General features: G+C 50.3%; 18 protein-coding genes. 10 read left to right on the top strand and 8 right to left on the bottom strand.

Going from position 1 to position 20649, the window contains the following annotated elements; genetic code table 11:
* Window positions 1-153: 153 nt before the first annotated feature.
* The 3 genes from scpA to MJ611_RS01680 all read right to left on the bottom strand — a co-directional run bounded on the left by scpA (window position 154) and on the right by MJ611_RS01680 (window position 4771).
* Window positions 154-2298, bottom strand: coding sequence for a methylmalonyl-CoA mutase (gene scpA / locus MJ611_RS01690; protein WP_250427630.1), 2145 nt, complete (start codon window positions 2296-2298; stop codon window positions 154-156).
* 150 nt (window positions 2299-2448) lie between these two features.
* Window positions 2449-4296, bottom strand: coding sequence for a methylmalonyl-CoA mutase family protein (locus MJ611_RS01685; protein ID WP_250427629.1), 1848 nt, complete (start codon window positions 4294-4296; stop codon window positions 2449-2451).
* 88 nt (window positions 4297-4384) lie between these two features.
* Window positions 4385-4771 carry a YkvA family protein gene (locus MJ611_RS01680; RefSeq protein WP_250427628.1) on the bottom strand — a complete coding sequence of 129 codons (387 nt, stop codon included), beginning with the start codon at window positions 4769-4771 and terminating at the stop codon, window positions 4385-4387.
* A 704-nt stretch (window positions 4772-5475) separates the two neighbouring features.
* On the opposite strand from MJ611_RS01680, the gene MJ611_RS01675 reads away from it, so the two are divergent.
* Window positions 5476-6819: an amidohydrolase gene (locus MJ611_RS01675; protein ID WP_250427626.1), complete on the top strand. Its 1344-nt coding sequence runs from the start codon at window positions 5476-5478 to the stop codon at window positions 6817-6819.
* 63 nt (window positions 6820-6882) lie between these two features.
* Here MJ611_RS01675 and MJ611_RS01670 read toward each other — a convergent pair whose 3' ends face one another.
* Entirely contained in the window at window positions 6883-7677 is a 795-nt protein-coding gene (locus tag MJ611_RS01670) for a hypothetical protein (RefSeq protein ID WP_250427625.1), read from the bottom strand.
* Window positions 7678-7753: 76 nt separating this feature from the next.
* Complete coding sequence (locus MJ611_RS01665; protein WP_250427624.1) at window positions 7754-9172, bottom strand: T9SS type A sorting domain-containing protein; 1419 nt, start codon at window positions 9170-9172, stop codon at window positions 7754-7756.
* 173 nt (window positions 9173-9345) lie between these two features.
* On the opposite strand from MJ611_RS01665, the gene MJ611_RS01660 reads away from it, so the two are divergent.
* The 3 genes from MJ611_RS01660 (at window position 9346) to dnaA (ending at window position 12581) form a co-directional block, all read left to right on the top strand.
* On the top strand, window positions 9346-10101 hold the full coding sequence (locus MJ611_RS01660) for a 5'-nucleotidase C-terminal domain-containing protein (RefSeq protein WP_250427623.1): 756 nt from the start codon (window positions 9346-9348) through the stop codon (window positions 10099-10101).
* 12 nt (window positions 10102-10113) lie between these two features.
* Window positions 10114-11049 carry a bifunctional metallophosphatase/5'-nucleotidase gene (locus MJ611_RS01655; RefSeq protein WP_250427622.1) on the top strand — a complete coding sequence of 312 codons (936 nt, stop codon included), beginning with the start codon at window positions 10114-10116 and terminating at the stop codon, window positions 11047-11049.
* Window positions 11050-11156: 107 nt separating this feature from the next.
* Window positions 11157-12581, top strand: a complete 1425-nt coding sequence (dnaA, locus tag MJ611_RS01650; protein WP_250427621.1) for a chromosomal replication initiator protein DnaA — start codon at window positions 11157-11159, stop codon at window positions 12579-12581.
* A 252-nt stretch (window positions 12582-12833) separates the two neighbouring features.
* On the opposite strand, the gene MJ611_RS01645 is transcribed toward dnaA, so the two are convergent.
* The gene (locus MJ611_RS01645) at window positions 12834-13340 is read right to left on the bottom strand and encodes a hypothetical protein (RefSeq protein ID WP_250427620.1); all 507 of its coding nucleotides are present in this window, start codon (window positions 13338-13340) and stop codon (window positions 12834-12836) included.
* A gap of 61 nt (window positions 13341-13401) precedes the next feature.
* Window positions 13402-13836 carry an OsmC family peroxiredoxin gene (locus tag MJ611_RS01640; RefSeq protein WP_250427619.1) on the bottom strand — a complete coding sequence of 145 codons (435 nt, stop codon included), beginning with the start codon at window positions 13834-13836 and terminating at the stop codon, window positions 13402-13404.
* A gap of 144 nt (window positions 13837-13980) precedes the next feature.
* Here MJ611_RS01640 and MJ611_RS01635 point away from each other — a divergent pair, with 144 nt between their 5' ends.
* The 6 genes from MJ611_RS01635 to MJ611_RS01610 all read left to right on the top strand — a co-directional run bounded on the left by MJ611_RS01635 (window position 13981) and on the right by MJ611_RS01610 (window position 20167).
* Entirely contained in the window at window positions 13981-15480 is a 1500-nt protein-coding gene (locus MJ611_RS01635; protein ID WP_250427618.1) for a GH3 auxin-responsive promoter family protein, read from the top strand.
* Window positions 15481-15512: 32 nt separating this feature from the next.
* Window positions 15513-15899 (top strand): four helix bundle protein, encoded by a 387-nt coding sequence (locus MJ611_RS01630; protein ID WP_250427617.1) that lies wholly within the window; start codon window positions 15513-15515, stop codon window positions 15897-15899.
* 6 nt (window positions 15900-15905) lie between these two features.
* Window positions 15906-17054: a 1-deoxy-D-xylulose-5-phosphate reductoisomerase gene (locus MJ611_RS01625; RefSeq protein WP_250427616.1), complete on the top strand. Its 1149-nt coding sequence runs from the start codon at window positions 15906-15908 to the stop codon at window positions 17052-17054.
* 76 nt (window positions 17055-17130) lie between these two features.
* On the top strand, window positions 17131-18444 hold the full coding sequence (gene rseP, locus MJ611_RS01620; protein ID WP_250427615.1) for an RIP metalloprotease RseP: 1314 nt from the start codon (window positions 17131-17133) through the stop codon (window positions 18442-18444).
* A 14-nt stretch (window positions 18445-18458) separates the two neighbouring features.
* Window positions 18459-19667, top strand: coding sequence for a LysM peptidoglycan-binding domain-containing protein (locus tag MJ611_RS01615; RefSeq protein WP_250427614.1), 1209 nt, complete (start codon window positions 18459-18461; stop codon window positions 19665-19667).
* A 2-nt stretch (window positions 19668-19669) separates the two neighbouring features.
* On the top strand, window positions 19670-20167 hold the full coding sequence (locus MJ611_RS01610; RefSeq protein WP_250427613.1) for a DUF6702 family protein: 498 nt from the start codon (window positions 19670-19672) through the stop codon (window positions 20165-20167).
* A gap of 185 nt (window positions 20168-20352) precedes the next feature.
* Here MJ611_RS01610 and MJ611_RS01605 read toward each other — a convergent pair whose 3' ends face one another.
* Window positions 20353-20607: a hypothetical protein gene (locus MJ611_RS01605; protein ID WP_250427612.1), complete on the bottom strand. Its 255-nt coding sequence runs from the start codon at window positions 20605-20607 to the stop codon at window positions 20353-20355.
* Window positions 20608-20649: the final 42 nt, after the last annotated feature.

The following is a 20649-nucleotide window of genomic DNA, read 5'->3' as shown; positions in this document are numbered from 1 at the left end:
TCTCTGATTCGCGTGAATTATAAACTGAACCTATGCGAATCTCAGATTCGCTTTTATACTTTGTCACGGAGCTAAGCTCCGCGCCAAGTATAAAACAAAAAAGCCGCAGCTGATCTTTATCAACTGCAGCTTTTTTGTTCTATTAGTTAGCCTTTACGCCTCCACCCGCTTGATCAGCTTCTCCAGTATATTCTGGGCAGCAACCGAGATGATGGTGCCCGGTCCGAACACACCTTCAGCGCCTGCCTTGAAGAGGAAGTCATAATCCTGGGCAGGGATCACACCGCCTACGATCACCATGATGTCGTCTCGGCCGAGCTTGCGGAGCTCTTCGATGAGCTGCGGTACCAGTGTTTTGTGGCCGGCTGCCAGCGACGAAACACCCACCACGTGCACGTCGTTTTCGGCGGCCTGCATGGCAACTTCGGCTGGTGTCTGGAACAGCGGTCCTATGTCTACGTCGAAGCCGAGGTCGGCGAAGGAAGTGGCGATTACTTTGGAGCCGCGGTCGTGGCCGTCCTGGCCCATTTTGGCTACCATGATTCTTGGTCTGCGGCCTTCCAACTCCTCAAACTCGTCTGCCAGTGCTTTGGCACGCTCAAAGTTCTCGTCGTCGGAGAGCTCTGCAGAGTAAATGCCTGAAATAGATCGGATCACAGCTTTATGTCTACCGTAAATTTTTTCCAAAGCGTCAGATATCTCGCCCAGGGTAGCACGGTGGCGGGCAGCCTTAACCGCCAGCTCCAGCAGGTTGCCTTCGCCGGACTCCGCCGCCCAGGTCAGCGCCTTCAGGGCCTCCTGCACCGCTTCGTTGTTGCGGCTTTCCTTTACCTGTGCCAGCCTGCGCAGCTGCGACTCACGTACAGCCGTGTTGTCAATGTCGAGGATTTCGATTTCCTGCTCCTGCGACGGGCGGTACTTGTTCACACCTACAATAATGTCTTTGCCGGAGTCGATGCGGGCCTGCTTGCGGGCAGCAGCTTCTTCGATGCGCATTTTTGGCAGACCAGTCTCGATGGCTTTGGCCATGCCGCCCAGTTCTTCCACTTCCTCGATCAGCGCCCATGCTTTGTGTGCGAGCTCGTGCGTCAGGGCCTCTACATAGTAAGAGCCGCCCCAAGGGTCCACTACTTTGGTAATGTTCGTTTCCTGTTGCAGGTAGATCTGCGTGTTACGGGCAATACGCGCTGAGAAGTCGGTTGGCAGGGCAATGGCCTCATCCAGGGCGTTCGTGTGCAAGCTTTGCGTACCACCCAGGGCAGCTGCTAAGGCTTCCACGCAGGTGCGGGTTACGTTGTTGAATGGGTCCTGCTCGGTTAAGCTCCAGCCCGATGTTTGGCAGTGCGTGCGCAGCGCCAGTGATTTCGGATTCTTCGGGTTGAACTGCTTCAGGAGCTTGGCCCACAGCATACGGGCGGCCCGCATCTTGGCAATTTCCATAAAGTGGTTCATGCCGATGGCCCAGAAGAACGACAGACGAGGCGCAAAATCATCGATGTCCATACCTGCCTTCAGACCAGTGCGCACATACTCCAGGCCATCTGCTAAAGTATAAGCCAGTTCAATATCGGCGGTGGCGCCGGCCTCCTGCATGTGGTAACCCGAGATGGAAATGGAGTTGAAGCGCGGCATGTTCTGAGAAGTATATTCAAAGATGTCGGCGATGATCTTCATACTTGGCTCCGGCGGGTAGATGTAGGTGTTTCGCACCATAAACTCCTTCAGGATGTCGTTCTGAATGGTACCACTCAGCTGCTCCGGCTTTACGCCCTGCTCTTCGGCGGCCACGATGTAAAAGGCCATGATCGGCAGCACAGCACCGTTCATCGTCATCGACACCGACATCTCGTTCAGCGGAATCTGGTCGAAGAGGATCTTCATGTCTTCGACCGAGTCGATGGCGACACCGGCTTTGCCTACGTCACCTACTACACGCGGGTGATCGGAATCGTAGCCGCGGTGCGTGGCCAGGTCGAAAGCTACCGAAAGTCCTTTTTGTCCGCCTGCCAGGTTACGGCGGTAGAAGGCGTTCGATTCTTCAGCGGTAGAGAAACCGGCGTACTGGCGGATGGTCCAGGGCTTTTGCACATACATGGTGCTGTAGGGGCCGCGCAGGTAAGGCGGCAGACCGGCAGCAAAGTCCAGGTGCTCGAAGTGTGCGGCATCTTCCGAAGTATAAAAGCTCTTCACCTTTATCTGCTCCGGCGTTTTCCAGGTCTTCGGCTGCAGCGGGTCTTTCGGTCCATGCGCTGCCGAGGCAACCTTGTTTATATCTATTTTAGAAAAGTCAGGCTTCATATTTCAATTTTGATTGAGTGATTGAGTGATTGAGTGAATGAGTGAATAATACTTTTCAATTCATTCCTCATCAAAATCCGGTCATACTTTTTATAGTTTAAAATGAGTTTTCAAGTGAAAAAACATTCGCTCAATCACTCATTCACTAATTCAGTCATTACTCCCGTCATTACCCCCGTGCAGTCTCTTATGAACCAGCTCCAGAATGCTCTTCATATCGCAGTCTTCGAAGATAAGCTCATCGTAGCCGTTGGCCAGCATTTCTTCTTTCATCGACTGCGGATCATCTGCCAGAATGATAGTTGGCTTTGCATGGTAGTTACGGAGCCGTGGACCGAACTCACGCACATAAGCTGCTTCTGAAGACGATACAACCAGCACTTCGGCAGCTGCATGCTGCAATTTATCGGCTGCTTCTTCTACGGCAGTATAATGTTGTACATCGGTATCGAAACCGGCACAGCTGAAGAACTCCTGCGCAAAAGAGGCGTTTACCTGGCGCTGCTCCGAATTACCGATCACGGCTACAATCGCTTTCGGACGGCGCTTGCGCTTGCGCAGGTGCAGTTCGGTAGCCATGCGCATTACCTCGGTAGGATAAGCAGCGCGGGTGGTGTCGAAGTCGGCGCTCTGGATCAGTTCTTCCGGATCAAAGTCGATCGTCTCTTTAGGGTTTGGATATTTGTTGGTGCCTACCAGCACATCGCGGCCAGTAGCAATATTCCGGAACTTCTGGCGGCTTACATCGGTGATGGAGCCAAGAATAAAGCCGCTCCTGTAAGCTTGTTCAAAGCCTCCTTTTGCCTCCACTTCCCGGAACAGGTTCCAGGCTTTGGCTGCCAGTTCGTTGGTCAGCGACTCCAGGTAATAAGAGCCTGCGGCCGGATCGATGGCCTTGTCTAAGTATGCTTCTTCTTTAAGTATAATGGATACGTTGCGGGCAATGCGCTCCGAAAACTCATCCGACTGGCGGAAGGTGCTGTCGAAAGGCGAAACGGTAAGCGAGTCGCAGCCCGAAATAACTGCCGACATGGCCTCGGTAGTTACGCGCAGCATGTTCACGTATGGGTCCAACGTGGTCTGGTACCAGCTGGAAGTAGTGCTGTGAATACGTAGCAGGGCAGCCAGTGCCGGTTCTGCCTGGTACGCCTCAACCACCGATGCCCACAGCAGGCGCAGGGCGCGCAGCTTCACGATCTCGAAGAAGTAATTAGTGCCGGAAGCCATGTGGAACTGCATGTTACGCAGCACCGACTCCAAGGGCTGACCGGCATCAGTAAGCCTGTCGATGTAGGATACGGCAGCACTTAGCGTATAAGCTATTTCCTGTACCGTAGAAGCTCCAAGGCTGCTGAAGCTGGTGCCATTTACGGTAACGCCGTAAAACTCCGGGCTGTCTTTGGTAAGGTCGAGCACCTGCACAATGGCCTCGTTCTCGTCCTTTTCCAGCGTGCTTTTGATCGTGATCGGGTCGTAGTTCACGAAGCCCTGCAGGTTGCGGTGCGATACCTGCTTTTGCTCCAGGTGCGTGTACAGGCGCCTGATAAAAATATCAGGGCTGTAGCTGAGAGTATAGCTGACAGTATGTTTGCTCAGGTCGATGGTGTTAACCAGGTTGGTCACATCAAACTGCTCGTGCTGCTTTATTATGAAGTGTATGCCGTCGGCGCCTCTGTTCAACGCGTCGGCTGCTTTGCTGATAGCGGCTGCGCCGTCGCCTTCTGCCGTGATCTGCTGTATGTTCAGCCAGCTGTTTTCGCTGGTCTTGCGGCCGCGCAGAAACGGAAAGTCACCGGGCTTCTGCGTAACGAAAGGCAGGCTTTGTATGTCTTCTCTGGTAAAGTATGGCTTTATGTGGATACCCTCGTAGGTATGCCAGGTCAGGCTCTCGAGCAGGGTGTCGCGCAGGTCTTTGCGCGCTCGGTCTTCCCAATCGGCTGCGGTGGCAGGGGCAAATTCCGAGAATAGTTTCTGCGGAGTATTTTTCTCGTCCGTCATCATCTAAAGGAATAATTTCTTGTAAAGATAGAATTTTATACTTTACGGTTTTGAAGTTAAGTAAGCCAATGGCGCCTGTTTTTATGTGCTATTGTTCCCGGATATTGGCAAACCAGGTCTGGTACATCCAGTAACCGAGCAGGAGCCAGAGTATGATAATAGCGGCAGCCATGTAGTAGTTTGTTTTACGGATGAGCAGCTGCTGCTTTGCTTTGGCGCGGTACTCCTGCAGTACTTCCTTCGGGATCAGCTTTATAGACAGCCAAATGCCTAACGGCAGGAGCACCAGGTCGTCGAGGTAACCAAGTACAGGTATAAAATCGGGGATCAGGTCGATAGGGCTGAAGGCATAGGCAACGGTGAGCACCATTACAGCCTTTGCCATAAAAGGTATTCTGGGGTCGCCTGAGGCGAGGTACAAAGTATAAATGTCCTCTTTTAGTTTCCGGACAGTCTCTTTCCATTTTTGGAGCATACTGTGTTGTACGAGGAAAGAGTATTTGGCGTCGTTTCGAGCACAGCGAGAAATCTGCTACTATTTATAGCTGTTGTTTATACTAATGGCTGGCAAGCCTTTGCTTCGTAGCTGCTTGTATTCCTCAGTCTTACTAGCTACTCGTTTCATCTCTGGCTTTGGTGCGCTCAGGGCCGCGTGGCCTCGTCCTCGGGCATCGCGCTGTCTAGCTTTCCTGCCTAACGGCTGCCACTGTCGTGGCACCGGAAACCCAGAAGGCGCTCAACCCAAGGACTGGAAACGACACTGCTTCGTAAGCTGCTATGCAACCGGAACCATTTGTAGGGACAGGTCGCGACTTGCCCGTGGGATAGCTGTAGCAATGAAATTTATACTTGAACAATAGCAGTAGCAGAAACTCCCTCCTTGAGGAGGGCAGGGAGGTGTTATTGCAAAGGCTGCTGCTTCCGCAAACAAGATCCTTTCAAGATGACAAAATAAAGAGAAGGGCAGTAGCAAAAGTTCCCCTTTGAAGGGGGTAGGGGGATGACCTGCAGCAACTATGAAACTTATACTTTGAAGTATAGCAACAGCCAAAGCTCCCCTCCTTAGACAAGGTGGGTAAGGGGTGGTTGGAAGATAACTCAAAACTCTTAAATCTCCTGTGTTTGCATTTCCCGGAAAATCTGTAGATTTATAGTTAGCTACACTAAAAACATCTGAAAATGAAGAACAATCATACTTTCAAAAACCGGGTGCTGCCCCTTTGCCTTGGACTTGGGTTGCTGGCATCGTTTCCTGCTCTGGCTCAGGATGGCAAACTGCTGGCAAAGGCCAACACCATGGCTGATAAAGTAGAACCCAAAGTGATCGAGTGGCGCCGCGACTTCCACAAGTACCCGGAACTGGGAAACAAGGAGACTAAGACTGCTGAAAAAATTGCCAAGCACCTGAAGTCGCTGGGGATGGAAGTACAAACCGGCGTGGCCAAAACGGGCGTGGTCGGTATCCTGAAAGGCGGCAAACCAGGACCGGTAGTTGCGCTGCGTGCTGATATCGACGGACTGCCGGTAACGGAGCGTGCCAACCTGCCTTTTGCTTCAAAAGAAAAAAGTACCTACAACGGGCAGGATGTAGGCGTGATGCATGCCTGCGGCCACGATACCCACATCGCCATGCTGCTGGGCACAGCCGAGGTGCTCTCCAGTATGAAAAATGACCTGAAAGGCACCGTGAAATTTATCTTCCAGCCGGCCGAGGAAGGCTCTCCGGTAGGCGAGGAGGGAGGCGCTTACCTGATGGTAAAAGAGGGCGTGCTCGAGAAAGGACCAAAGCCGGAAGTGATCTTCGGCCTGCACATCAACTCCCAAACGGAAGTGGGCAAACTGAAGTACAGACCAGGCGGCACCATGGCCAGCGCCGACATCTTCCGCATAAAAGTAAAAGGCAAGCAGGTGCACGGCGCCTACCCCTGGGATGGCATCGACCCAATCGTGGTGTCTGCCCAGATCGTGAACGGCCTGCAAACCATTGTGAGCCGCCAGACGGAACTAACCGAAGATGCCGCTGTGGTAACGGTAGGAAGTATACACGGTGGCGTGCGCAATAACATTATTCCGGAAGAGGTGCAGATGGAAGGCACCATCCGTACCATGAGCCCGGAGACGCAGAAAGCCATACACGAAAAGATCAAGCTTACTGCTACCAAAATAGCAGAAAGCGCCGGTGCTACAGCCGAGGTAAGTATAATCCCGCAAACGCCGGTTACCTATAACGACCCGGCCCTGACTGAGAGAATGTTACCTGTTCTGCAGACCATTGCTGGCAACGATAATGTGATCCACACCAAAGCCGTGATGGGCGCCGAGGACTTTGCTTTTTACCAGGAAAAGATACCGGGACTTTTTGTGTTTGTAGGAGGCATGCAGAAAGGCAAAAAACCGGAAGAGGTAGCGCCGCACCATACCCCGGACTTTGTAATTGACGAAAGCGGCATGAAGCTGGGAGTAAAAACCTTAACGCACCTGACACTGAACTACATGGAAGGGAAAAGCAAAAAAGTGCAGTAGCCTGAAGTATAAAAGTATAAAAAGAGCCGGCTCAACGCCGGCTCTTTTTGCATTCAGGATATTTTATTGAAGCGAGTTGTAGTAGGTAACCAACTGCGTGAGGTCATCGGCGTTATTGAATTTTACTTTATTGTCGGTCGCGAACTTCTCTACCTGTGCCTGCTTATCGAAGGCTGCCAGTGTTTCTTTTTTATTCCTGCTAACTGGTATCAGTTCCTTGCTACCATCCTTGCGCAGAAAGTATACTTCTCTCTTCACAATACGATCTCTTTTCTCACCTGCATTCAAGGCAATGTTATAATTTGCTTTTAACAAGGATGTTTCCACTTTTCGGTACAGGTACATGTTGCCATCTGCCAGCACCTCCAGGAAGCCTGGGGCAGGGGCACCCTGCAGGGTATAGCCAGAATTTATACTGCTCACAAAGCCTCTTTTTCCCTGAACCGGATCATTGATCTCGAAAGCCAGCACCTGCACTCCGTTGATTACGCGCAAATCTTCCGGATTATCGGCCTGATCAGGCTTAGGCTTTTTAGTGGAAGTATTCAGCAGGATCTGGTTGTTCTCGATGTCATACTTAAACTTAGGTGTTTCGAGCAGCTGGTTGGGAGCAATGTAAATAGAACCGGCGCACCAGTTGTCTGTCAGGAAGGTATTGCCTACAACGGTAGGAGCATTGGTGTCGGCTGAGTTGAGGTCTACTGTGCGGAAATTACCAAAAGTGGAGCCTGACTCCGAAGAAAGGGTGCCAATGTAAGTGGGGATTCTGGTAGTAGTGGTGCTGGACTGGGCACTTGCTTCAGAAAAGGAGAAAAAGCAAAGTGCCGCCGCAGCACAGGTGAGTACAGGTGCTTTCATGGAAATATGTTTGATGAAAGTATAAATATAGCAATGGTAAATTGAAATAAAAACCGCCCGGCATAGAAGTATACCGTTACTGCAACAAAACTTTGCCTGCTTGGCTTAAATTGCCTTGGCGCATGATGCGGTACGTATAAAGCCCGGGGGCAAGTGCTGCCGGTTTCGTCAACTCGTTTTTGCCTGCTGTAAGGTGGAACCGGTGTACGAGTCTGCCTTCTGCAGAATAAAGCAGCAGGGTAGAGGGACCTGTAGCTTCTACTGTAAATTCCTGCCGTACCGGGTTAGGGTACACTACTCGCTTGTTTTTCGGTATTTCATCAGCCGCAGCAGTAGGCAATTGCAGTTCGCCATAGTAAAAGCTCACAAAATCCCAGCCGTAATCATACCTGATATAATTTGAGATGCGCGTGGCGCCACGAAGACCTATCGTATAGAGATAAGAAGGTTTTATATCCGGAGTCGGATTGAGCCGTACTGTTACCGCCAGGCCGTTGGCAGAATCCCGCACGGCCATTGTCGGCGCAGCCAGGTCAAGCGTGTCGATGTCGCTGAATTGCCTGGCACTGAGCGCAGAGTTGGTGCTGTTGGGAGCCTTTTCTACATAAAATTCCAGCTTAAGCGGTTGGTCTGCTTTGGCACGGACAAACCCGTTGCTGTCAAAGGTCAGGCGGTTCTGATTAACCAGGCTAACCCGCGGGTGCACGGTGTTCGTGTTGCTCCAATCCCCTCTGGGTTGTCCTCTTTCCAGCACACTCAGGTTTATATCCACTATGGTATAACCAATGGGTACCTGGTTTCTGTATTCCGTAATTTTCACAGAAATGGCATACGGGCCTTTTATAGCCGGATTTTCCCATTTCAGTTCGCCAGCCTGATTTATGCTCATCCCCGCTGGGATACGGTAGCCGGGCAAGTCACGTGGTATGCCATTTTTATCCAGATATTGGCTCGGCACCAGCTGATAATAAAGCTCATCACCATCGGCATCATAGGCAAGCATGTTAATCTTGAAAGGTTCTCCAAGGAAGGCCTCGAACGGTGCAGGTACAAGGGTCCTGACGCTGTGGTTGTTCCTACTGACAAGCCGGGCCTGCACTCGGGTGTGGATGAACTGCGACAGAAAATCTGATGGTCCGGCTACGTTGACCATTCCTCCGTTTCTGAAAATGCCGTTCCAGTAAACTAGGTAATCGCCGGGCTGCTGGTACGTGTATTCCCATTCGTATACAGAAAGCTCGGTATTATTATAATAGGGGATGATCCTGATCCGGGGTGCAACTACCTTGTTCATATCACCCATGCTGACCTGTATCTGCGGATCATCAGCCGGCGATTGGTCATTATCGAAAAGCGTGAACGTGAATTTATACTTCAGCGGGTTCTGTGGATCGACGGTGTAACTGAAATAACCGCCACTGATGTGCGTGGCCTTGCCAGCAAGCGGAATGAGCAGCAGGAGTGCCAGCGAAAGGAGTAAATATCTTATTTTCATAGTATAGGTGTGGGTTGTGGTGAAGATACTATAAAAACTTGATTTTTAGTAAGTTGTTGCTTTGAATAGTGCAATAAACTTTTGTATTAGGTTATCCTTTCAACGCAAGCCTTTGCAGTGTTTGGTTGCTGTTGCGCAGGCTGGTACCTTTGCGCTAGAATCAACACAAGTACATGAAACGGAACTTCACCCAAATGATAGCCGGCCTGTTGCTGGTGCTTGGTCTGGCTTCCTGTCAGCGCACCTGGCAGGCATCGCCCAGCCTGAGCACGACCGATGTACCGGTAGATAAAACCATCACCGCCGACGTTCAGACCGAAGCCCTGATAGAACCATACCGCGTGCAGGTAACTACCAAAATGTCGGAAGTGGTGGGCACAGCGCCGGTAGCCCTGAGCAAAGGAGACTACGAGTCGCCGCTGGGTAACTTTGTGGTAGACCTGCAACTGGCGCAGAGCGAGCCGCTGTACGGCAAACCCATCGACCTATCGCTGACCACGAACGGCGGCTTGCGTGTACCGCTGCCGGAAGGAAAGATAACAACAGGCAATGTGTTCGAACTGATGCCCTTCGAAAACGAGCTGCTGGTACTGACGCTGAAAGGTGAAACGGTAAAGCAATTGTTCGACTATGCCGCTGCTAATAAGAACGCCCCCATCGGTAACGCTACCTACACAGTGCAAAACGGCAAGGCAACTGATATCAAAATAAAAGGCAAGCCATTTGACCCGAGCCGGACTTATACCCTGGTAACTTCCAACTACCTGGCCGGTGGCGGCGATAACCTGAACATGCTGAAGGATGCCATAAAAACGGAGAATGTGGGCCTGCTGCTCCGAGATGCCATCCTGCAGCAGATCCGCCAGCTAACGGCTGCCGGCAAACCTGTTGTAGCCGATTCCAAAAAACGTGTGACCGTCCTCCCTTAAGTATAGCCAACCATGAAGAGAAGAGACTTTATCAAAACATCGGCTGTGGGAGCGGCGGGTATCAGCCTGCTGGGTTTCCCGTTCTCTGCGGAAGCAGCCCGAAGTATAAAATTAACCATCCTGCACACCAACGACCAGCACTCGCGCATCGACCCATTTCCGGACGACGGGCGCAAGTATGGCGGTATGGGCGGCATGGCCCGCCGTAAATCGCTGATCGAGAGTATCCGTAAGCAGGAGCCCAACGTGCTGCTGCTCGATTGCGGCGACATCTGGCAGGGCACGCCCTACTTCAACTTCTTTGGCGGCGAATTAGAGTATAAACTCATGACCCAGATGAAGTATGATGCGGCAACCCTCGGTAACCACGACTTTGATAACGGGCTGAAGGGGCTGGAGAAAATGCTGCCGCATGCCGGTTTCCCATTCCTGTCGGCCAACTATAACTTCTCCAACACCCTCCTGAAAGATCGTTTTCAGCCTTACAAGATTTTTGAGAAAGAAGGCGTGCGCATCGGGGTGTTTGGACTGGGCATCGAGCTGGAAGGGCTGGTGAGCAAAAACAACTACGGTGAAACTGTGTACCTGGACCCGGTAAAGGTGGCAGAAGAGATGGTGCAGGAATTGCGCCAGAACCAGAAGTGCCACCTCGTGATCTGCCTCTCACACCTGGGCTATAGCTACGAAGACCAGAAAATAGACGACCGTAAACTGGCGCAACAGGTAAGCGGCATCGACCTGATCCTGGGCGGCCATACCCATACTTTCCTGGACCAGCCGGAAGTGGTGCGCCATGCTGCTACCGGGCTTGATACCATGATCAACCAGGTAGGCTGGTCGGGCATTTTTTTAGGACGAATCGACTTTACGTTTGACCGACGCACCAAGGAAAAAGCCAATGTTAAAACGGCCATTCTGCCTGTGGATAACCCTGTATTAACTTCGTGAATAAATAATTTTTTGTTTAGAAATAATTAAGCAAATTTGTGACCCCCTGCCAATTAAGGAGAGGTTTGTTTAACACAAAACGAATCTAGTGAGTTTTGGAAAACTGGATGATTAAAGACTGTTCTACTGTATGGAATAACTGTTTACAGGTAATTAAGGAAAATATTGGTGAGCAAAGTTTTAAAACCTGGTTTCAGCCGATAAAACCTATATCCCTGCGCGACGGTGTTCTGACCATACAAGTGCCCAGCCAATTCTTCTACGAATGGCTGGAAGAGCACTATGTAGGCCTGTTAAAAAAGGTCATATACCAGGAGTTGGGTAGTGAAGGCAGGTTAGAATATTCTATTATCGTTGACCGTGGCAACGAGGTAAACAAACCTCAGACGGTTAATATTCCTACCAAGAAGATACCGGCAGCTGTCGTTAATTCTTATAAACCGGAGCAAAGCTTTATCAAGAGTCCGTTCGAGTCGAAGACCATCGACCGTAACTTTCTGAACTCGCAGCTCAATCCGACTTATACCTTTGAAAACTACATCGAAGGAGACTGTAACCGTTTAGCGCGCTCGGCAGGTTATGCTGTGGCCAACAAACCGGGCACGACTTCCTTTAACCCGCTGATGGTGTATGGCGGTGTGGGACTTGGCAAAACGCACCTGGTGCAGGCCATTGGCAACCACATCAAAAACAGCAACCCTGAGAAATTTGTATTGTATGTGTCGTCGGAGAAGTTCGTGAACCAGTTCATCGAATCCCTGAAGACGAATAACGTGCAGGATTTCGCCAACTTCTACCTGTTGGTAGATATCCTGATCATCGACGACGTGCAGTTCCTGAGCGGAAAAGAGAAGACGCAGGAAATGTTCTTCCACATTTTTAACCACCTGCATCAGTCCGGCAAGCAGATCGTGATGACCTCCGACTGTCCGCCGCGCGATCTGAAAGGCCTGGAAGAGCGACTATTGTCCCGCTTTAAGTGGGGCCTTACCGCCGACCTGCAAAGCCCGGATTTTGAAACACGTATGGCCATCATTCAGAAGAAGATGCAGAGCGATGGTATCGACATTCCGGACAACGTGGTGGAGTACTTGGCTTACAGCGTGGATACCAACGTGCGTGAGCTGGAAGGCGTGCTGATCTCGCTAATCGCGCAGTCGTCGCTGAACCGTAAGGAAGTGGACCTGGAACTGGCCAAGCAGGCGCTGAAGCACATCATCGAGGATGTGGAGACAGAGGTAAACCTGGACTTCATTCAGAAAACAGTGGCCGAGTATTTCCAGGTGAGCCTGGATTCGTTGAAAGCCAAAACCCGTAAAAAAGAGATCGTGACTGCGCGTCAGGTAGCGATGTACTTTGCCAAGGAGTTTACGAGCCACTCACTTAAGTCCATCGGTTACCACTTTGGTGGCCGCGACCACAGTACGGTAATCCACTCGGTGCAAACGGTTTCGGATATGATCGATACCGATAAGAAATTCAAGGCCAGCATTCAGGAGCTTCAGAAGAAGTTTAAGTCCAAGGCGGGTTAACAAGTATAAAGTATAAAAACAAAGAGGCCATACTTTGCTAAGTATGGCCTCTTTGTTTGGAGGCAGTAAGTATAGATTTTGGTCTGCCTTAAGCCAACTCCGCTGCCCTTGCTGTGTGTTTTCACTAGCAAGCACAGCGGCCGCTAAAGTGTGAACAAGCAACAACGGCGGAAAGTATAACCCACCTATAAAACTAGGAGCGCCATACTTAGCTAAGTATGGCGCTCCTAGTTTTATAGGTGGAATAGCTCACTACCTGTTTGCAGGAGCTTCCGTAACCTGGAAGCCATACACCGGAGCCATTTCACGAATCTTGTTTTTGATCTTCTCCAGGTCACGCCGCTTACGCACCTGCTTCAGGTCTAAGTATATTTTGTTTCCGGAACGTTCGGTAATGCGCAGTGCCAGAGGCGAAATGTGTACGGTCTCCACGTCAGGTATGGCGGTGATGTTCTTGGTGCGGAAAACGCCCTGCTTGTGTACGATGTACTGCGGGGTTACCTCGATGTAAGACTGCACGCCAAACACAGACGTATTTTGCAGCACAACATAAGCCAGGAAGAACAAAGCCAACCCGAAGAAAATGTAATACAGATAGTTCTGTCCGTCGGCACTGTTTTCTGTAGTGAGCAACATAACAGCCCAGGCCAGCCAGAACAAGGTAAGTATAAGCTGTACTGTAAATGAAATTTTTGCGCTGCGCGAAGGACTAAGCTGTACTAATAGCGAAGATCTTGCGCTACTACCGGTCGCTGCCATAGTTCTAAAATAAAGTTAAAAGATAGCGGCCAAAAAATGCCATTCCTGCAATATAGCTATTTTATTGTACTAAAGTAGCATTTACCGTAATTTCCGGTACAGCTGCAAGCGCTTTCGATACCGGGCAGCCGGCTTTTGCATCCTGCACCAGCTTCTGAAATTCCTCGTTCTGAATGCCTGAAGCTCTTACTTCTGTGGTCAGCTCTATTTTCATGATATGGGCTGCTCCGTCTTTTTCCCCAAGCGTTACGTTGGCAGAAGTGTTGATAGATTCAGGCGTATAATTAGCTTTTTCCAGCAAGGCGCTTAGGAACATAGAGAAGCATCCTGAATGCGCTGCCCCGATCAGTTCTTCCGGCGAGGTGGCCCTGGTGTCATCGCCAAATCGGGAGGCAAACGAGTAACCGGTTTTAACGTTGCCACGGCCGGTTTCAAATTCACCGCTACCCTCTTTGAGGCCGCCTTTCCATTGGGCTTTTGCTTTGTGTTGTTTCATAGCTTTTATCGTTTATGTGTGCTTTTAAAACTTAATTTATACGAAATGGTTAACTCAAATAGCAAATTTTACCAGTGTTAATGGCCAGATCAGCCGAAATTACGGGTTTATATTCTATCTTTACCTGCCACAAATTCTTTATACATGGGTGTAAAAGCATTGTTAAGCAAGCCATTTGCCGCTTATATACATAAAAAGCACCAACGCTGGATCGAAAACCCAGTGGAGGCGCAAGAGGCTGTGTTTCAGAATATTTTACAAAAAGCCCAGCAAACCGCATTCGGGCGCGACCACCGCTTTGCCAGCATCAGAACGCATGCCGATTTCGTGAAGGCTGTGCCCGTGCGTGATTACGAAGGCCTGAGTACCTACTTTAATTTTATCAAAGCAGGAGAGCGGGATGTCATGTGGCCAGGCAAACCACTTTACCTGGCTAAAACGTCCGGCACTACCTCCGGTACCAAGTACATACCCATCACCCGCGATTCTATCTCGAACCATATAAACGGAGCCCGCGATGCCTTGTTGGCTTATGTGTATGAAACCGGAAGATCGAAGTTCCTGGATGGCAAAATGATCTTTCTGTCCGGAAGCCCGGAGCTGGAAGAGGTAGGAGGTATCAAGACCGGACGCTTGTCGGGTATAGCCAACCACCACGTGCCGGGTTACCTGCGCACCAACCAGCTGCCCACCTACCAGACCAACTGCATCGAAGACTGGGAATCGAAGCTGGACCAGATCATTGAAGAGACCATCGACCAGGATATGACGCTGATCTCGGGCATTCCGCCCTGGGTGCAGATGTACTTCGATAAGCTGATGCGGCAAACGGGTAAGCAGATAAAGGACATCTTCCCGAACTTCTCTTTGTTTGTGTATGGTGGAGTTAATTTTGAGCCCTATCGTAAAAAGATGTTCGAGTCGATTGGCAAGCAGGTAGATTCGATCGAGCTGTTTCCGGCATCGGAAGGCTTTTTCGCTTACCAGAACCAACAGACGGATAAAGGACTTTTGCTGTTGCTGGACTCAGGTATCTTCTATGAGTTTATACCTGTGGAGGAGTATTTCAATGAGAATCCTACCCGCCTTACCATCGGCCAGGTAGAGCCGAATGTGAACTATGCTTTGGTGATCAGCAGCAATGCTGGTCTGTGGAGCTACTCCATTGGTGACACGGTGAAGTTTACTTCCGTGAAGCCTTACAAGCTGATCGTGAGCGGCCGCATCAAGCACTATATATCGGCTTTCGGCGAGCACGTGATTGCCGAAGAAGTAGAGGCAGCCATGCAGCGCACCATGGATAAGTATATCTCAGTGGAGCTGGTAGAGTTTACAGTGGCACCCTACGTTAGCCAGGACAAAGGGCAGTCATACCATGAGTGGCTTGTGGAGTTTTCCCGTCCGCCACAGGATCTGTCCGCTTTCGAAAAAGAGCTGAACGCACAACTGCAGAAGCTGAACACTTACTACGATGATCTGATCACAGGCAACATCCTGTCAGATTTGAAGATAAGGCCATTGCCACTTGGTACATTCCGCAATTACATGAAATCGCAGGGCAAGCTCGGAGGTCAGAACAAAGTACCCCGCCTGAGCAACGACAGGTCGCTCGCTGAAGGATTGCTTAGAGTGGCGAGTTCCTAATTCCGAGTTCCGAGTTGATATGAAGTATAAGCATGAGTAAGAGCATTATAGGAGAGAAGTCCTATGCCTTTGCTGTTCGGATAATAAAAATGTACCAGCATTTGTCTGCGGATAAAAAGGAGTTTGTTTTACTAAAGCAGGTGCTGCGAAGCGGAACTTCTATCGGGGCTAATGTTCAGGAAGCAACCGGAGGTCAGTCAACTGCAGATTTTATACATAAACTAAGTATAGCCAGAAAAGAGGCTCGCGAAACAGAATATTGGCTCAAGCTTTTGCACGATACCGGTTACATAGAAACAAGGTATTTCGAAAGTATTCATGCAGATTGTCAGGAGCTGACAAAGATTTTAAATAGTATCATACTTACGAGTAAAGGGAAGAGCAAAACTAACTCGGAACTAGGAACTCGTAATTCATAACTCACAATGAAGAGAATTGCCATACTTGGCTCAACTGGCTCTATCGGCACACAAGCCCTGGAAGTTATCAAAGCCAACCCGGATAGTTTTGAGCTGGAGGTGATCACCGCCCACAGCAACGCCGATCTGCTGATTGCCCAGGCGCTGGCTTTCAAGCCCAATGTGGTGGTTATCGCCCGCGAAGATCTGTACGAGCAGGTACGCGACGCGCTGCAGCACGAGGACATCAAAGTATACGCAGGTGCCAATGCGCTGAACTCGGTGGTGGAAATGAGCACTGTGGACATGGTGCTGACCGCTATGGTAGGCTATGCCGGTCTGCAGCCAACCATCCGCGCCATACAGGCAGGCAAGCAGATCGCGCTGGCCAATAAGGAAACGCTGGTGGTGGCAGGACAGCTGATCACAGAACTGGCCCGCGAAAAGGGTGTTAACATTTACCCGGTTGATTCGGAGCACAGCGCTATTTTCCAGTGCCTGGCAGGCGAATTCCACAACCCGATCGAGAAGATTATACTTACCGCTTCCGGCGGGCCTTTCCGTGGACGAAAAGCGGAAGAGCTGCGACTGGTAACAAAGGCGCAGGCCCTCAAGCACCCGAACTGGGACATGGGCGCCAAGATCACCATCGACTCAGCCAGCCTGATGAACAAGGGCTTAGAAGTGATCGAGGCGAAATGGCTGTTTGGGCTGCGTAATGACCAGATCGAAGTGGTGGTGCATCCGCAGTCTATCATCCACTCGTTGGTGCAGTTCGAGGATGGCTCTATTAAGGCGCAGCTTGGCCTGCCCGATATGAAACTTCCGATACAGTACGCGCTGGGCTACCCGCAGCGCCTGAAGTCCGATTTTCCCCGTTTTAATTTCCTGGATTACCCGCAGCTAACGTTCGAGCAGCCCGACCTGAAAACATTCCGTAACCTGCAACTGGCTTACAATGCCATGGAACAAGGCGGCAACATGCCGTGCATTCTGAATGCAGCTAACGAAGTAGCTGTCAGCGCGTTTCTTCGAGACGAGGTCGGATTTCTGGAGATGTCTGACATCATTGAGAGCTGTATGGCAAAAGTTATGTATATTGCGAATCCTTCTTACAACGACTATGTTGATACAGATAGAGAAGCCCGGTTACGCGCATTGGAATTAGTAAAGTAATGTGAGCATGAACAGGCTGCAAGGGAAAACCTGTGCAGCAGACAAACCTTAAAGTATAAAATATTAAATTTTTTTGATGGATATTGTAGTAATGGTGGGCCAGCTCATTCTGGGCCTTACGATTTTAGTAGGTTTGCATGAATTGGGCCACATGCTGACGGCGAAATGGTTCGGGATGCGGGTTGAGAAGTACGCGATCGGTTTTCCGCCGAAGCTTTTCAGCAAAAAGATAGGCGAAACTGAATACATGCTGGGCCTTATTCCGCTGGGAGGTTTCGTGAAGATTTCCGGTATGGTGGATGAGTCCATGGATACAGAGGCGCTGAAGGAAGAGCCGAAGCCATGGGAGTTCCGCGCCAAGCCAGCCTGGCAGCGCCTGATCGTGATGATGGGCGGTATCATTGTGAACGTGATCACGGGTATTGTGATCTACATTGCGCTTACCTATAACTATGGCGAAAGCTACCTGCCTGCCAGCGAAGCAAAGTATGGCGTAGTGGCCAACGAGATAGGTCAGGAAATTGGCTTCCAGACCGGTGATAAAGTGGTGGCTGTAAATGGCAAGCAACTGGAGAAGTTCGAGGATGTATACTCCATGGACATGCTGCTGGGCCGCGACTCTTACTATACGGTAGAGCGCAACGGGGAGCGTGTGGATATCAAAGTGCCGGCTAACCTGATGGACCGAGTGGCCGACAACAAGGAGCGTATGTTCTTTGTGCAGCCGCGCGAGCCGTTTAAGGTAGGAGAAGTGGTGCCGAATAGCGCTGCTGCCGAAGCCGGCCTGAAAACAGGCGACCTTATTACATCAGTAAATGGACAGGAGGTTAAGTTCTTCCATGAGTTCCAGAAAGCATTGCAGGCAAATGCCGCTAAAACAGTAGCCATGCACGTGGAACGCGATGGCAAGCCTGTTGAGCTGAAAGCAGAAGTAACGCCGGAAGGCACCATCGGTTTCCGTCCACAGCCTCTGTTACAGTACGCTACCCGCGACTACAGCATCGGAGAGGCAATTCCGCTGGGAACAGAGCAGGCTTTTGGCGTGATCACAGCAAACCTGAAAGGCTTTGGCAAGATCTTCCGGGGCGAGGTGTCGGCTTCTAAATCGCTGAGCGGCCCGATTGGTATTGCTCAGATCTTCGGCGATACCTTTAGCTGGTATAAATTCTGGTCTATTACAGCGATGCTGTCGATGGTGCTGGCCTTTATGAACTTCCTGCCGATACCGGCGCTGGATGGTGGCCACGTTGTATTTTTAACTTATGAAATGATCAGCGGGCGTAAACCTTCTGATAACTTTTTGGAAAATGCCCAGAAAGTAGGTATGGTGTTATTGTTAGGCTTAATGGCTTTTGCTATATTTAACGATGTGTTCAAGATAATCTTCTAACCAAAGATTCCGCCATGGCAACCATCGTAAAGTATGCTTTTTCCATTATCGCCCTTTTTATACTAAGTATAGCTCACAGAGCCGAAGCTGCGCCTGCAGGTTCGGCTCTGCTTTTATATACGAGCCAGCAAACTGCTGATTCTGACAGCGTGTACGTAGTGCAGCAGGGCGAAACCTTCTATGGGCTTTCCAGGAGGTTTGGTGTGCCTGTCGATTCGCTTCAGAAGTGGAATGGAACGCAGCTGCAGACAGGCCAGACGCTGTACCTGGTGAGCCCGGCCAAACGCAAAGCCACAGCTTCTAAGGCTACGGTCGCGGCAGAAACTTCCACAGCAGCGGCCTCTGCTAAACCTGCCACAACTACGCCTGCTGCAAAGCCTGAAGCAAGTGCACCGGTAAAAACACAGGCTAAACCGGTTGCGACAACACCATCCAAAGCAGCTCAGGCGGTTGCTTCTTTAAATGAAAGTACGTCTGCCTCGGCCACTAAAGTACCTTCTACTATCGAGGGCAAAACCAAGCAGCGCATCCTGGTGGTGCCTTTCGATCCGTACCTATACTTTTCTGACGCCGACGACGAGATCGCCCGCAAATCGAAGATACCCCGCCAGAACGTGCGCCAGGTATTCCGCGGAAGACTTAACGCCCTGCTCTCTCCGGAAGGGTATGAATCCATTAACCTGCTTGGTGGCGTGTACCGCGACAGCGTAAACGAACTACGCACCCTGTACAAATCGCTCAGCTATAGCTACCAGGATAACAAGCCATCGCGCTACAACAACCAGCCTACAGTAAAGAGCGAGGAGCGCAGCAATGCCCTTGCGTGGGTGCAACGGCAAAAAGATAAGATCAACCTGAAAACCGGGCAACTTGCAACTGTGCCGGTAGCGCAGGACGAAAACAAACATTATGGGGTGAAGGTGAAGAACCCGGAGTTCTTTAACCACTTCAACGGGCAGTATGGCATCGACTATTACGTGTTCATCAACCAGTTTGAAGTAAAAACCAACTACGAGCATTGCCTCGACCGGGCTGCCATGAACTATGAGCGCGATTTTCTGGTTCACTATTCGATCTATGACAGCAAAGGAGAACTGGTGTCCGGAAATAAAGTGAAGGTGCCGTACCACTCCAATATCAATGATGTGCAGCGTATCGTGAGCGACAACATGCCAGATATGGCACAGCGTGTGCTCGCCGACCTGCCACCTGCCGGAAAATAAGTATGAAGTATAAAAGTATAATTCTGGTGCTGGCGCTTTCTCTGACAAGCCTTTTTGTCAGCGCCCACGATTACCACACCAGCATCACGGATGTGAGCTACAACCCGCGCACCAAGTCGCTGGAGGTGGCTGTGAAAGTATTTACCGATGACCTCGAGGACGCGCTCTCACGGCGTAACAAGCGCAAGATCACCTACAGCAAATCAGGAGAGGTGCAGAGGTTCCTGGCCGATTACCTGCAGAGCTCGCTTACGTTTGAGGTGGCGCAGGGCAAACCGCTGAAGCATACGTTTGTGGGAGCCGAAGAAGATGCCGACGTTATCTGGGCTTATGTGGAAGTGCCGCTGCAAGCTACCGCTCTTTCCCAGCTTTACGTGCGTAACGCAGTACTCACAGAACTCTTCAGTGACCAGATGAACATTGTCAACATCAACTACAAAGGCAAAGTCAACAGCACGCTGTTCCAGAAAGACGATGGTGTGAAGAAGATCAGCTTTTAGGAGTTCAAGTATAGAATCGCAAAGTATAAAGTATAAAACCAGCTCTGTTAGGGGCTGGTTTTATACTTTATAGCTGGTACTTGAGTGATTGTTCGCCCTTGCTGCGTGTTTTCACCAGCAAGCATAACGGCTGAAGTAAAGTATAAAAGGGAAAGGTTGACAAGGCCAGAAGTATAGAGCTTTTTTTATTCTGCTGAAAGCCTGTTTAACCGGGGCTGAAGTACCCAATAGCCAATGATCGAAAACCACATCAGAAAGAACTCACCCGCGTAATCGCTGAATTTTGCTTCCCTACCTAATTCTACTGATTTCATGGTTTTAGCTGCAAACCGCATACCCATGAATATGAAGATCATCGACAACAGGTGAAATACAAGGATTACTGTTCCAAACGACACCATACTTGTGCTATCGCTTATACCGCTGGAAAAAGTGATCATGTATAAGCTTAATGCTGAAATATAAATTAAAGGAGTGGCAAA

It is taken from the genome of Pontibacter ruber, assembly GCF_023630205.1.
GTDB classification, from domain to species: Bacteria; Bacteroidota; Bacteroidia; order Cytophagales; family Hymenobacteraceae; genus Pontibacter; species Pontibacter ruber.
This window is presented reverse-complemented; position numbering and strand designations above follow the sequence as displayed.

Excerpts from the sequence above, each read along its gene's own strand:
- scpA (WP_250427630.1), bottom strand. The coding sequence starts at position 2,298 with ATGAAGCCTGACTTTTCTAAAATAGATATAAACAAGGTTGCCTCGGCA.
- MJ611_RS01685 (WP_250427629.1), bottom strand. The coding sequence starts at position 4,296 with ATGACGGACGAGAAAAATACTCCGCAGAAACTATTCTCGGAATTTGCC.
- MJ611_RS01680 (WP_250427628.1), bottom strand. The coding sequence starts at position 4,771 with ATGCTCCAAAAATGGAAAGAGACTGTCCGGAAACTAAAAGAGGACATT.
- MJ611_RS01675 (WP_250427626.1), top strand. The coding sequence starts at position 5,476 with ATGAAGAACAATCATACTTTCAAAAACCGGGTGCTGCCCCTTTGCCTT.
- MJ611_RS01670 (WP_250427625.1), bottom strand. The coding sequence starts at position 7,677 with ATGAAAGCACCTGTACTCACCTGTGCTGCGGCGGCACTTTGCTTTTTC.
- MJ611_RS01665 (WP_250427624.1), bottom strand. The coding sequence starts at position 9,172 with ATGAAAATAAGATATTTACTCCTTTCGCTGGCACTCCTGCTGCTCATT.
- MJ611_RS01660 (WP_250427623.1), top strand. The coding sequence starts at position 9,346 with ATGAAACGGAACTTCACCCAAATGATAGCCGGCCTGTTGCTGGTGCTT.
- MJ611_RS01655 (WP_250427622.1), top strand. The coding sequence starts at position 10,114 with ATGAAGAGAAGAGACTTTATCAAAACATCGGCTGTGGGAGCGGCGGGT.
- dnaA (WP_250427621.1), top strand. The coding sequence starts at position 11,157 with ATGATTAAAGACTGTTCTACTGTATGGAATAACTGTTTACAGGTAATT.
- MJ611_RS01645 (WP_250427620.1), bottom strand. The coding sequence starts at position 13,340 with ATGGCAGCGACCGGTAGTAGCGCAAGATCTTCGCTATTAGTACAGCTT.
- MJ611_RS01640 (WP_250427619.1), bottom strand. The coding sequence starts at position 13,836 with ATGAAACAACACAAAGCAAAAGCCCAATGGAAAGGCGGCCTCAAAGAG.
- MJ611_RS01635 (WP_250427618.1), top strand. The coding sequence starts at position 13,981 with ATGGGTGTAAAAGCATTGTTAAGCAAGCCATTTGCCGCTTATATACAT.
- MJ611_RS01630 (WP_250427617.1), top strand. The coding sequence starts at position 15,513 with ATGAGTAAGAGCATTATAGGAGAGAAGTCCTATGCCTTTGCTGTTCGG.
- MJ611_RS01625 (WP_250427616.1), top strand. The coding sequence starts at position 15,906 with ATGAAGAGAATTGCCATACTTGGCTCAACTGGCTCTATCGGCACACAA.
- rseP (WP_250427615.1), top strand. The coding sequence starts at position 17,131 with ATGGATATTGTAGTAATGGTGGGCCAGCTCATTCTGGGCCTTACGATT.
- MJ611_RS01615 (WP_250427614.1), top strand. The coding sequence starts at position 18,459 with ATGGCAACCATCGTAAAGTATGCTTTTTCCATTATCGCCCTTTTTATA.
- MJ611_RS01610 (WP_250427613.1), top strand. The coding sequence starts at position 19,670 with ATGAAGTATAAAAGTATAATTCTGGTGCTGGCGCTTTCTCTGACAAGC.
- MJ611_RS01605 (WP_250427612.1), bottom strand. The coding sequence starts at position 20,607 with ATGATCACTTTTTCCAGCGGTATAAGCGATAGCACAAGTATGGTGTCG.